10 protein-coding genes are annotated in these 13,051 nt (G+C 64.9%); all 10 read right to left on the minus strand.

Annotated features, from left to right (window positions below):
- Positions 1-5: 5 nt before the first annotated feature.
- The 10 genes from upp to U0023_RS13565 all read right to left on the minus strand — a co-directional run bounded on the left by upp (position 6) and on the right by U0023_RS13565 (position 12,985).
- Positions 6-635, minus strand: a complete 630-nt coding sequence (gene upp / locus U0023_RS13520) for a uracil phosphoribosyltransferase (protein ID WP_009494571.1) — start codon at positions 633-635, stop codon at positions 6-8.
- A gap of 101 nt (positions 636-736) precedes the next feature.
- On the minus strand, positions 737-1,990 hold the full coding sequence (locus U0023_RS13525; RefSeq protein ID WP_009494572.1) for a URC4/urg3 family protein: 1,254 nt from the start codon (positions 1,988-1,990) through the stop codon (positions 737-739).
- 142 nt (positions 1,991-2,132) lie between these two features.
- On the minus strand, positions 2,133-3,395 hold the full coding sequence (locus U0023_RS13530) for a GTP cyclohydrolase II (RefSeq protein ID WP_009494573.1): 1,263 nt from the start codon (positions 3,393-3,395) through the stop codon (positions 2,133-2,135).
- A gap of 201 nt (positions 3,396-3,596) precedes the next feature.
- Complete coding sequence (locus U0023_RS13535) at positions 3,597-4,817, minus strand: phosphopentomutase (protein ID WP_009494574.1); 1,221 nt, start codon at positions 4,815-4,817, stop codon at positions 3,597-3,599.
- Positions 4,818-4,932: 115 nt separating this feature from the next.
- Positions 4,933-6,561, minus strand: coding sequence for an ABC transporter ATP-binding protein (locus U0023_RS13540; RefSeq protein ID WP_009494575.1), 1,629 nt, complete (start codon positions 6,559-6,561; stop codon positions 4,933-4,935).
- Positions 6,558-7,721 carry an ABC transporter permease gene (locus U0023_RS13545; RefSeq protein WP_009494576.1) on the minus strand — a complete coding sequence of 388 codons (1,164 nt, stop codon included), beginning with the start codon at positions 7,719-7,721 and terminating at the stop codon, positions 6,558-6,560. The genes U0023_RS13540 and U0023_RS13545 overlap by 4 nt, the downstream gene beginning before the upstream one ends.
- A gap of 1 nt (position 7,722) precedes the next feature.
- Entirely contained in the window at positions 7,723-8,832 is a 1,110-nt protein-coding gene (locus U0023_RS13550; RefSeq protein ID WP_009494577.1) for a microcin C ABC transporter permease YejB, read from the minus strand.
- Positions 8,832-9,200: a DUF4260 domain-containing protein gene (locus U0023_RS13555; protein ID WP_009494578.1), complete on the minus strand. Its 369-nt coding sequence runs from the start codon at positions 9,198-9,200 to the stop codon at positions 8,832-8,834. The genes U0023_RS13550 and U0023_RS13555 overlap by 1 nt, the downstream gene beginning before the upstream one ends.
- A gap of 39 nt (positions 9,201-9,239) precedes the next feature.
- Positions 9,240-11,102: an extracellular solute-binding protein gene (locus tag U0023_RS13560; RefSeq protein ID WP_009494579.1), complete on the minus strand. Its 1,863-nt coding sequence runs from the start codon at positions 11,100-11,102 to the stop codon at positions 9,240-9,242.
- The gene (locus U0023_RS13565) at positions 11,099-12,985 is read right to left on the minus strand and encodes an extracellular solute-binding protein (RefSeq protein WP_052600696.1); all 1,887 of its coding nucleotides are present in this window, start codon (positions 12,983-12,985) and stop codon (positions 11,099-11,101) included. Before U0023_RS13565 ends, U0023_RS13560 begins: the two co-directional genes overlap by 4 nt.
- Between the last annotated feature and the right edge of the window lie 66 nt (positions 12,986-13,051).

Raw genomic sequence — 13,051 nt, forward strand, 5'->3', positions numbered from 1 at the left:
CCTGATTAACGGGTTCCGTACATCCGGTCGCCGGCATCGCCCAGCCCCGGCACGATATAGCCGTGGTCGTTGAGGCGCTCGTCGATGGACGCGGTCCAGATATGCACGTCGGGATGCGCGCCGCGCAGCTTCTCGATGCCCTCGGGGGCGGCGAGCAGGCAGACGAAGCGCAGGTCCTTGGCGCCGCGCTCCTTCAGTCGGTCGATGGCCGCGACGGCCGAGTTCGCGGTGGCGAGCATCGGGTCGAGCACCAGCACCATGCGGTCGGCGAGATCGGACGGGGCCTTGAAATAATATTCGACCGCCTGGAGCGATTCCGGATCGCGGTAGAGGCCGATATGGGCGACGCGGGCGGCGGGGACCAGGGTGAGCATGCCGTCGAGAAAGCCGACGCCCGCGCGCAGGATCGGAGCGAAGACGAGCTTCTTGCCGGCGATCTGCGCACCTTCCATCTTGGTCATCGGAGTCTCGATCTCGATGCGCTCCATGGGCAGGTCGCGTGTGACCTCGTAGCAGAGCAGCATGCCGATCTCGTTGAGGAGCTGGCGGAAGCCCTTCGTCGAACGCTCCTTGTCCCGCATCAGGGTCAGCTTGTGCTGAACCAGCGGATGATCGACCACGGTGACGCCCTGCATGTTCTTTTCCTCTTTGATCGTCGTATGCTGATTCATCTAAACCATCGGAGCGGAATGCGAAGCCATCCGATGCTTCAAGGTTCTCTTCTGCGTTCGATGCACTAAAAAACCGTCCCGTCGCTGATCACGCTGAGAGGGGGCGAGCCGTCGCCGCGCTTCTCTTTCGCGAGCCTTCGTCCCGTCGCCCATGTGCCGCCCTCGAGCACCTTGGCGAGAGGAAAGTCCTTCGCGGCAAATCCTAGCTGCGCGCGGATCGGTTCGGCAATGCGGTCGAGAAGGGCCACGGTCAAGGCCCGCCATTCCACCACGAGTTCGGAATCGACCGCATGGGGGCGGGTTGCGTCCGCCGGGTCCTTCAGAGTGATTACGCCCGTATCGAGGAAAAGCCCGCCGTTGCGGTATTCGGGCAGGCCCGTGAGGCCGTCGATGTCCACGACGGTGAAGCCCGCCCATTCGAGCGGCTCGATCAGGGAATAGGAGAGCCACTGGGAGAGCTTGTGGAAGGGGATCAGCCCCTTCGTGGCGTCCGGCGCCTCGATCAGGGGGTGACGCCAGGTGTCGCCGAGATCGACGCCGCCCAGCGTGATCCGGCCCGGCCAGATCGGCCCGAGATGGGTGAGCAGCGCCTCCAGGATCGCGGTCGCCCGGATGCTGTCGTCCTCGGCCGTGCCGGCGATGACGTCGACGAGGCCGCCCGGACGGGGATCGTCGATCTGTCCGAAGATATCGGGGTTCGTGGCGACGACGCGGCCGAGACGGTTCAGCAGGGCGGCGCGGCCTTCGAGCCCGACGAGCGGATTGTCGTCCGAGACCTGAAAACCTTCGGCCAGATCCTCCGGCGTCAATGTCATGAGCACGTCGGCATCGACGCGGAACGGATCCTCGGGCTTGCTCGAAAAGGCGCCGCTCACGAACATGTCGAAGCTCGCGACCGCCAAGCCTTCGGACCGGGTATAGATTTCGCCCGTACGGCCTTCCTCGTAGCGCCACTGCGCCCCCGCGCCCGCATCGAGCAGGACGGACACGATGGCAAGGTCGAAGGCGGCACGGGCCATGTCGGCGGCGGTTTCCCAGGGAGCGCCGTGCATCACCGCATCCCAGCGGTCATGGCCTCCGGCGGAGAAATGGCGCCAGCGGGCATGGAACGGGATATCGAGCGACGGATAGGCCTCGCGGATCGTCTTGACGACTTCGTCGGCGCAAGCTTCCAGGCGGGCGGGATCGACCGTGAAATGGCGAAGGCGGCCTTCGAGCCCGACCCGCAGGAGCTGGTGCGACCGTTCGCGCACGGCGGCGGCTGAGAGAAGGCTTCGCGCGGCTTGGGCTTCGGGAGACAGGTCAGGCTGGTCGGTCACACGGGGCTCCGGTGCTTTCGGGTCGTGAGCGATAGCATAATCTCAAGCCGGCGCAGCGTCCCGGCGGCCGGCCGTTTGACGGGAAGGTTAAAAACGAACGGACGCCGACGGCCAAGCCGGCATCCGTTTCGACGGCACTTCTTCAAAAGCGCTCCAGATCGCGGCCCTTCACCTGCGTCAGCTCGGCCGCGTCGGGCGCGCCATCCGGGGTGTAGTAGCCTGCGGCCTTCTTGGCTTCCAGCTCGACCTGCGCATCCGGCGGCACGAGCTCGGCCGGGATCGGCACCCGCTCCACCACCTCGATGCCGGAGCCCGTGATGGCGTCGTACTTCATGTTGGACATGGACATGAGCCGGTCGATGCGGCGGATGCCGAGCCAATGCAGGACATCGGGCATGAGCTGCTGGAAGCGCGCGTCCTGCACGCCGGCCACGCATTCGGTGCGCTCGAAATAGGTGGCGGCCTGGTCGCCGCCCTCCTGCCGCTTGCGGGCATTGTAGACCAGGAACTTGGTCACCTCGCCGAGCGCCCGGCCTTCCTTGCGGTTATAGGCGATCACGCCGACGCCGCCCCCTTGAGCCTCCCGGACGCATTCCTCGATGCCGTGCACGAGATAGGGCCGGCAGGTGCAGATGTCGGAGCCGAACACGTCGGAGCCGTTGCACTCGTCGTGGACACGGCAGGCGATGCGTGTCTTGGGATCGCTCAGGCGCGAGACGTCGCCCACCACATAGACCGTGGTGTTGCCGATGGGCGGCAGGAAGACGTTCATGTCGGGCCGCGTGACGAGCTCGGGGAACATGCCGCCCGTCTGCTCGAAAAGGGTGCGGCGCAACTCGCCCTCGGAGCAACCGAAGCGCTGGGCGATGCCCGGCAGGTACCAGACCGGATCGACCGCGATCTTCGTGACCGAGATGTCGCCCGATTCATGCAGGAAGCCGCCATCCGCCTCGAGGCGCTTCGCCCCCATGGCGGAGAGGATCTCGGGCATGTTGAGGCGCGCCTTGGTGACCGCGATGCTGGGCCTGATGTCGAGGCCGCCGGCGATCTCGTCCTTGTAGATCTCGCCCACCTTGTGCCCCCAGGGATCGAGGGAGACGATCCTGCCCGGCTCGAACCATTGCGGATGCGGGCCGATCTCGGCGGTCGGGTGGGTGTTGTGGAGATCCGGCCGCGCCAGCGGGTTCAGCGCCCGGGCCGAAATGGCGAGGGCCCGGTAGAGCGAATAGGAGCCGCCATGGGCGCCGATCACGTTGCGGTCGGCCGGGTTGGTGACGGTGCCGATGATCGGGCCACGCTCCTGGGGATCCTGCGCTCCCCATCTGATCGGATGCTTGATGGTGCCTGCGTTCGGCTCGGGGTGAGAGGTGAGCCGGATATGGGTCGAGCGGTTAGGCGAGCTCATGAACGATCTTCCACGCGAAAACGGGAAGACTCCCTCAACGGATCGTCGGAGAGCCTCCATACGATCTATGGAAGACTGATCCAAAGTTTCGGTGCCGTCAATGCCGCGCGCCGAAGGTGCGGCAGCTTGGCCCTTATCGAGGCTCGCGCGCAGGCGATTTCATGCCGTCAATTGGCCTTGTGCCTGCCGTCACGTGGCGGATCAAAGCCAAGCCTTGCCCTTGGCGCCATGGGGCACGCCCAGATGCTTCAGCACGCTCGCCCCCATGTCGGCAAAGCTTTCCCGCCGTCCGATGGCGTTCAGTGCCACACCCCGCCCGAAGCTCAGGATCGGTGTGTGCTCGCGGGTATGGTCGGATCCGCGCCACGAGGGATCATTGCCGTGGTCGGCCGTGATGATGACGAGGTCGCCGTCCTGAAGCGCCGCCTCGATCTCCGGAATGCGCCGGTCGAAGGCCTCCAGGGCGGCGGCGTAGCCGGGAATGTCGCGTCGATGGCCGAACTCGCTGTCGAAATCGACCAGATTGGCGAAGACGAAGCCCCCGTCGGGCAGGTCCTTCAACGCCCCGATGGCCGCGGACAGGCAGGCATCGTTGCCGTTGGGCTTGATTTCCTTGCCCGTGCCGCGATGGGCGAAGATGTCGCCGATCTTGCCGACGGTGACCACCGGACGGCCCGCCTTCGTGAGCGTATCGAGGATGGTGTCTGAAGGCGGCGGCGTGGCGAAATCCTTGCGGTTGCCGGTGCGCTTGAAGCCCGTTTCGGGGGCGCCCAGGAAGGGGCGGGCGATCACGCGGCCGATCTTGTACTCGTCGCAGAGCTCGCGCCCGATCCGGCAGAGGTCATAGAGCCGCTCCAGCCCGAAGGTGTCCTCATGGGCCGCGATCTGCAGCACGCTGTCGACAGAGGTGTAGACGATCGGCTTGCCGCTGCGCATGTGCTCGGCGCCCAGCTCGTCGATGACGGCGGTGCCCGAGGCATGCTTGTTGCCGAGAATGCCGGGAAGGTTGCCGCGCTCGATCAGTGCTGCGGTCAATTTCTCCGGAAAGGACGGGATCGTATCGGGAAAGTAGCCCCAGTCGAAGGCGACGGGAACGCCCGCGATCTCCCAATGGCCCGAGGGCGTATCCTTGCCCTTGGAGGTCTCGACGCCGTAGCCCCAGGCGCCTTTCAGTGCGCCACGTGGCGCAAGGTTCGGCGGCATGCGCCCCGTCGAAGCCTCGCAGGCAAGCCCGAGACCGAGCGCGGTCATATGGGGCAGGTCGAGAGGCCCCTGGCGCAGACCGGCCTGATCGCCTCCGCCCGTCGCACAGGCCTCCGCGATGTGCCCGAGCGTATCGGCTCCGGCATCGCCATAGGCCGGCGCATCCTCGGCCCCGCCGATACCGACGGAATCGAGCACGATGAGTAGAGCGCGAGGCATGAATTCTTGTCCTTTAACCCACGAGAGTCACGACTGATACGGCATTACGGCAAAAGATGCGATGCTCCTCAATAGGGGGGGGGACATCCAGACCTGGGGGCTGGTCGCAAGCGCGCTATTCCCGAACGGCGTCCGATGCCGCCGTTTCGAGGTTGAAGGCGGCGGCGAAGAGGGCCTTGGTATAGTCGGTCCGGGGGGCGGCGAAGATGTTCTCGGCGGAGCCTTCCTCGACGATCCTGCCGTTCTGCATCACCACCACGTGGTTCGCGAGCGCCCGCACCACCTTGAGATCGTGGCTGATGAACATGTAGGCGAGGTTGCGCCGCTTCTGGAGGTCGCGCAGCAATTCGACGATCTGCGCCTGCACGGACATGTCGAGCGCCGAGGTCGGCTCGTCGAGCATGATGAATTGCGGTTCGAGCGCCATGGCGCGGGCGATGGCGATACGCTGGCGCTGGCCGCCGGAGAACTCGTGCGGATATCGGTCCATGGTCGATGGATCGAGGCCCACATCCTGAAGGGATCGCGCGACGATGTCGCGACGCTGCGCGTAGGTGAGGCCCTTGTCCTGAACGAGCAGCCCTTCCTCGACGATCTCGGCCACGGACATGCGGGGCGAAAGGGAGCCGTAAGGATCCTGGAACACCACTTGCAGGTCCTTGCGCAGCGGACGGATCTCCTTCCCGCGCATGCCGTCGATGCGGTTGCCGAGGAACACGACAGGGCCTTCCGATTGCACGAGGCGCAGAATGGCGAGGCCGAGGGTGGTCTTGCCGGAGCCGGATTCGCCCACCACGCCGACGGTCTCGCCCCTGCGCACGCGCACCGATACGCCGTCGACCGCCTTCACATGGCCGACGGTCTTCTGGAAGAAGCCGCGCTTGATGGGGAACCACACCTTGATCGGCCCGGCATCGACGATGACCGGCGCATCCTTCGCCACTGGATTGGCGCGTCCCTTCGGCTCGGCGGCGAGGAGGCGCTGCGTGTAGGGATGCTGCGGGTTGCCGAACACCTCCGCGACCGTTCCGTGCTCGACGATCTTGCCCTTCAGCATCACGCAGACGCGGTCGGCGATCTTGCGGACGATGCCGAGGTCGTGGGTGATGAAGAGCATCGACATGTTGAGCCTGCTCTTCAATTCCGCAAGCAGCTGCAGGATCTGCGCCTGCACCGTGACGTCGAGCGCAGTGGTCGGCTCGTCGGCGATGAAGAGGTCGGGCTCGTTGGCGAGCGCCATGGCGATCATCACGCGCTGGCGCTGGCCGCCGGAGAGCTGGTGCGGATAGGCGTCGAGCCGCGATTCCGCATCCCGAATGCCGACAAGCGTGAGAAGCTCGAGCGTGCGGGTGCGGGCCTGGCGATCGGACAGGCCGCGATGCAGTTTCAGGATCTCGCCGATCTGCCGCTCGATGGGGTGGAGCGGATTGAGCGAGGTCATCGGCTCCTGGAACACCATGGTGATGTCGTCGCCGCGAACCTTTCGCATCTCATCCTCGTAGGCGGCGATCAGGTCCTTGCCCTTGAACAGGATGCGGCCCGATGGGTGATGCGCGGACGGGTAGGGCAGGAGCTTGAGCGCCGACAGGGCGGTGACGGACTTGCCCGATCCGGATTCGCCAACCAGCGCCACCGTTTCGCCCGGCATGACGTCGAAGGAGACGCGGTCGACCGCCAGCATGTCGCCGCCGCCCTGGCGGAACGCGACGGAGAGGTCTTGGACGGACAGGAGGGGCTCGGTCATCGGAACGTCTTCCGCGGATCGAAGGCGTCGCGCACCGCTTCGCCGACGAAGATGAGGAGGCTGAGCATGATGGCGATCACGAAGAAACCCGCGAGGCCGAGCCATGGCGCCTGAAGGTTGGCCTTGCCCTGTGCCAGAAGCTCGCCGAGCGAGGGCGAGCCGGGCGGCAGGCCGAAGCCGAGGAAGTCCAGGGAGGTGAGCGTCGTGATCGAGCCGTTGATGATGAACGGCATGAAGGTGAGCGTCGCCACCATGGCGTTCGGCAGGAGGTGCTTGAACATGATGGTGCCGTTCGACAGCCCCAAGGCGCGTGCGGCGCGCACGTATTCGAAGTTTCTCGCGCGCAGGAACTCGGCGCGGACCACGCCGACGAGCGACACCCAGGAGAAGAGCAGCAGGATGCCGAGCAGCACGAAGAAGCTCGGCGTGATCACGGCCGAGATGATGATGAGAAGATAGAGCGAGGGGATTGCGGTCCAGATCTCGATGAAGCGCTGGAACAGGAGATCGGTCCAGCCGCCGTAATAGCCCTGCACCGCGCCGGCAAGGATGCCCACGATGGACGAGATGCCGGCGAGGGTCAGGCCGAACAGCACGGAGATGCGGAAGCCGTAGATGAGGCGCGCCACCACGTCCCGGCCCTGGTCGTCGGTGCCGAGCCAGTTCCACTCGATGTCCTTGCAGCCGGTGCCGCCGGTGCGCTCCGCGATGGGGCGGCATTGCTCGTCGGTGAGCATCCATGTGGGCGGCGCCGGCGCCGGGACGGGCAAGTCGAGATTATGCGTGTTGTAGGAGAAACGCACCGGCGCCCAGAGCAGCCAGCCGTTGTCCTGGATCTCCTTGGCGATGACCGGATCGCGGTAATCGGTCTGCGCCAGGAAGCCGCCGAACTTCTCTTCCGGATAGTCCACGAAGGCGGGATAGAGCAGCTCGCCCTTGTAGGAGGCGAGGATCGGCTTGTCGTTGGCGATCAGCTCGGCGAAGAGGCTCAGCACGAACAGGATCATGAAGATCCAGAACGACCAGTAGCCGCGCCTATTGGCCTTGAAGTTCTGCAGCCGTCGCCGATTGAGCGGCGAGAGCCTGATGAAGCCTTCCTTCGGCAGGGGAGGAGCCACGGGCGAAGACGCCGGAGAGACGAGGGGCACGTTCTCGTTCATCTCACGCCTCCCTGGTCTCGAAATCGATCCGCGGATCGATCCAGGTATAGGTGAGGTCGGAGACCAGGTTCACCGCGAGACCCACCAGCGAGAAGATGTAGAGATTGGCGAAGACCACCGGATAGTCGCGGTTCACGATCGACTCGAAGGACAGAAGCCCCAGGCCGTCGAGGGAGAAGATGGTCTCGATGAGAAGCGCCCCGGCGAAGAAGGCGCCGATGAAGGCTCCGGGAAAACCCGCGATGACGATGAGCATGGCATTGCGGAACACGTGGCCGTAGAGGACCTGCCGCTCGGACAATCCCTTCATGCGCGCCGTGAGCACGTATTGCTTGCGGATCTCGTCGAGGAAGGAGTTCTTCGTCAGCAGGGTCGAGGTGGCGAAGGCGCCGAGCGCCATGGCGGTGATCGGCAACACCAGATGCCAGAAGTAATCGACGATCTGCCAGTACCACGGCATCTGCGACCAGCTTTCGGATGTGAGGCCGCGCAACGGGAAGATCTGCCAGAACGAACCGCCGGCGAAGAGCACGATCAGCAGGATCGCGAAGAGAAAGCCCGGAATGGCATAGCCGATGATCACGACCGCGGAGGTCCAGATGTCGAAGGAGGAGCCGTCCTGCACGGCCTTCTTGATGCCGAGCGGGATCGAGATCGCATAGGACAGGAGCGTCATCCAGAGCCCGAGGCTGATGGAGACGGGCAGCTTCTCCTTGATCAGCTCCAGGACCGAGATGTCACGAAAGTAGCTCTTGCCGAAGTCGAAGCGGGCATAATCCCACAGCATTTTCAGGAAGCGTTCGTAGGCCGGCTTGTCGAAGCCGAACTGCGCCTCGAGTTGCTTGATGAATTGCGGATCGAGCCCCTGCGCGCCGCGGTAGCGGGATGTGTCGCCGCCGCCGGCGCCCGCGCCGCCGGGACTCTGAACCCCGAAATCGCCGCCGCCGCCGGAAATGCGGGAGGAAGCGCTGGAATCCTGCCCCTGCAGCTGCGCGATGATGCGCTCGACGGGGCCGCCGGGGGCGAACTGCACCAGTGCGAAGGAGATGAGCATGATCCCGAGGATCGTGGGGATCATGAGGAGAATGCGGCGTGCGATATAGGCGAGCATCAAGCGCCTGCGGATTTGGGGCCGATGCGGCCAAGGTGAGTGTCGTTGAATCCGGACGAGTATTTCAAGCCGTAGCCCAGCATGCGGTCGAATCCGATATGCGCCGCCCAGATGACCGCGACACCGAGACAGAGAGAGCTGTCCGACAGCCAGCCCGATCCCGCCAGGATGGCGGGCCCGAGAGTGGTATGGAGAGCGTTGTAGAAAACGGCTCCGGTTCTAGGGCCCGCTGTATAGGCCGCGAAGCTCAGGTCGGGTGTGAAGAAGAGGACGGCGTAGAGCCACCAGGATATGCCCATATGGGCAAAGGCGGCCGTGGCCAGGACGAAGAGGGCCAGCCCCTCGAGCCGCAGGATCAGGCGGGGCATGTCCGCCTCCCTGTGTGTCGTCAGCGTCGTGTCCAAGCCTTATCCTCTTCCGATCCGCTTCGCCTTCTCGGCATCGTACCACCAGGTTCCCGGTGCGCCCGAGGAGAGACGCGGCTTGGTCTCGGGGCGCGAGAACTGGTCCCAATAGGCAAGCCAGTCGCTGGCCCGGTACCACATGGGGACCCAATAATGGCCCGAACGGAGGACCCGGTCCAGGGCACGGCAGGCCACGTTGAGTTCCTGGCGGGACGTGGCGTTGCCGATCGTCTCGATGAGGGCATCCACCGCCGGGTTGTCGATCCCGGCGAGGTTCTGCGATCCCGGCCTCTTGCCCGCGGCCGAGCCGTAGACGATGCGCAGGCTGTCGCCGGGCGTGGACGAACCGACGAGATTGCGGCTCGCCATGTCGAAATCATATTCGTCCATCCGGCGCTGGTACTGCGCCGCATCGACGATGCGCGAAACGGCGTCGATGCCGAGTCGCTTCAGGTTCGCCTGGAACGGCTGCGTATGCGGCTGAAGCGAGGGTTGGAAATCGAGGAACTCGATCCTGAAGGGCTGCCCGTTCGGAAGCTTCAGCGTTCCACCCTCGCGCTTGCATCCCGCGTCGCGCAGGAGCTCGTCGGCGCGGCGCAGAAGACGCCGGTCCTGGCCCGACCCGTCGGAGACCGGCGGCAGGACGGGATCGCCGAAGACGGCGGCGGGCAGCGTGCCGCGAAACGGTTCCAGCAGCGCCAGCTCTTGCGGCGAGGGCTTGCCGACCGCCTTCATGTCGCTGTTCTCGAAGAACGAGGTCGTGCGCTTGAACAGGCCGAACATGATGTTGGCGTTCGTCCATTCGAAATCGAAGGCAAGGCCGATGGCTTCGCGGATGCGCGGATCCTTGAAGGCGTCCCGGCGCATGTTGAAGTACCAGCCCTGGATCGTCGAGGGCGCGTCGTTCGAAATCTCTTCCTTCTTCACCTTGCCCTCGCGCACGGCCGGGAAGTCGTAGCCCGTCGACCAGATGCGGGACGTATATTCTTCGTTGTAGTTGAGCGTTCCGTTCTTGAAGGCTTCGAAGGCCACGGTACGGTCGCGGAAATATTCGTAGCGGACGTGCTCGAAATTGTTCTGCCCCACATTCACGGGCAGGTCCTTGGCCCAGTAATCGGGAACGCGATCGAACTCGATGAAGCGCCCGACCTCGAAACGGCCGACCTTGTAGGGCCCGGAGCCGAGCGGCGCCTCCAATGTGGACGCCTCGAAATCCTTTCCCTGCCAGTAGCGTTCGGAGAAGATCGGCATGCCGCCCACGATGAGGTGGATGTCGCGGCTTCGCTGCGGCGTGAACTGGACGCGCAGGACGTCGTCCGCTTCCGGCTCCGCCGAGGCCATCTGGGTCAGGAGCTGGTTGTAGACCGGATGCCCCTTGGTCTTGAGGATGTCGAGCGAGAAGGCCACGTCCTTCGCGGTCAGCTTCGAGCCGTCGTGGAAGCGTGCTTCAGGACGCAGAATGAACCGGTAGGTGAGCTTGTCGTCGGAAATGCGCACGCTCTTCGCCACGAGCCCGTACAGCGCGTCCGGCTCGTCGCCCGAGCCTGCCATCAGGCTGTCGAAGGTGCTCGTCATTCCGGCCGCGCCGTCGCCGCGCAGCACGAAAACGTTGAGCGTGTTGAAGGTATCGAAGTTCTGATTGCCCGTGGTTTGCTTGATCTGGATCGCCAGCGTGCCGCCCTTGGGCGCCGACGGGTTCACGTAATCGAAGTGTCGGAACTCGGGCCCGTACTTCAACTCGCCGAAGCTCGAGAGGCCATGGGTTTCGGTCTCCCCGTCCTGCGCAAAGCCGATGCGCGGCAGCAAGGAAAGAGCGGCACCTGCCGCTCCGGTCCTGAGAATGGTCCGGCGGCTGATGTCCCTCATCGCGGTGCTCCCGTCTTGGCGGCCTTGGCTTCATCGTACCACCAGATGGTCGGGAAGGCGGCTCCGCCATAACGCGGCATGGTCTCGGGATGGGAATAGCGGTTCCATCGCGCGGTGCGCTGCTTCAGCGACGTCCATTGCGGAACGACATAGTCGTGGGCGAGCAGGACGCGATCGAGCGCCTTCGTGGCGGCGACGAGATCGTCGCGGTCCGTGGCGAAGATCACCTTGTCGATCAGCGCGTCGATGCCGGGATCGGCGATGCCGGCGAGGTTGCGCGAGCCCTCCCTGCTTGCTGCCTGCGAACCCCAGAACTCGCGCTGTTCGTTGCCGGGCGAGAGCGATTGCGGCCAGAGGCCGGTGGCGATGTCGAAGTCGAAGGAGCGGGTGCGGTTGGTATATTGCACGTCGTCGATGGTGCGCACGCTCGCGGCGATGCCCAGCCGATCCAGGGATGCCTTGTAGGGCAGGAACACGCGCTCCTCGTTGGGGCTGCTGCTGAGCAGCTCCACGCTCAGGACCTCTCCCTTGGCGTTGACGCGGCGGCCGTTCTTCACCTCCCAGCCCGCTTCCTTGAGCAGGCGGTCCGCCTCGCGCAGGTTGTTGCGGATCGCCTCGGGCGAGTCGTTGACCGGGTTTTTGTAGGGCGTCGTGAAGACGCTCGCCGGAACCTTGTCGCGGACGCTCTCCAGGATCTCCAGTTCCTTGCCTTCGGGCAGGCCGGACGAGGCGAGGTCGAGCCCGTAGAAATAGCTCGATGGCCGTTCGTAGAGGCCATAGAAGATCGTCTTGTTCAGCTCCTCGAAAGGAAAGGCCAGGTTGAACGCCCGGCGCACGCGCTGATCCTTGAACTTGTCGCGGCGCATGTTGAGCACGAAGGCCTGCATGACGCCCGTGGCGCGGAACGGGAATTCTTCCAGGACGACGCGGCCTTCCTGCCTGGCCGGGAAATCGTATCCCGTGGCCCAGTTGCGGGCGCTGTTCTCCGTGCGGAAGTCGAGACGGTCGGCCTTGAAGGCTTCGAGCAGCACGGTCGCGTCGCGGTAATATTCGTAGCGGATCTCGTCGAAGTTGTTCTGGCCGACATTCACGTTGACCTTTTCGCCCCAGTAATCCTTCACGCGCTCATAGGTGGCGTTGCGGCCAGCGTCGAAATTCTTGAGGCGATAGGGACCGGAGCCGAGCGGCGGCTCGAGGGTGGTCTGGGTCACGTCGCGCTTGCGCCCGTCCGGCGCGGTGCCTTCCCACCAATGCTTGGGAAGAACCATCAGCTGGCCCATGATCTGCGGCAGCTCGCGATTGCCCTTCTGATTGAACGTGAACGTGACCTCGCGCTCGCCCGTCTTCTCGGCCTTCGTGACGTTGGCGTAGTAGAAGGCATAGGTCGGGCTGTTCGCCTTCAGGCTCTCGAAGGAAAAGATCACGTCGTCCGCCGTCACCGGCTGCCCGTCGTGCCACCTGGCTTCCGGGCGCAGGCGGAAGCTGACCGAGGAGTAGTCCTCCGGATAAGAGAAGGATTCCGCGAGCAGGCCGTAGGAGGCGTTCGCCTCGTCGAGGGCGGAGGTGGTCAGGGTCTCGTAGATCAGGCCCAGCCCCTGCTCGGGCGATCCCTTCACGCCCGCGACCACGACGTTGAAGCTGTCGAATGTGCCGAGCGCGCCCAGACGCACCGTCCCGCCCTTGGGGGCGTTCGGGTTCACGTAGTCGAAATGCGGGAAGCCTTGCGGATATTTGGGCTCGTCCAGGAGGGCCGCGCCGTGCCGCCATGGGGCTTCCTGAGCTGCGAGGGGGGTGAAGGCGAGGCAGGCAGCGAGGAAGCTCGGCAGAAGGGTACGGATCACAAGGCGTCTCCTGAAAGGGCGAGGCGTCTGTCGTTCAAGCATCGGACCCAAAAGTGGGATCACTTTTCCGCACGATGCGCCCGCTTACATTTTGGGCGCAAGGGGGCG

Source organism: Microvirga lotononidis, from assembly GCF_034627025.1.
In the GTDB taxonomy this organism is placed as follows: Bacteria; Pseudomonadota; Alphaproteobacteria; order Rhizobiales; family Beijerinckiaceae; genus Microvirga; species Microvirga lotononidis.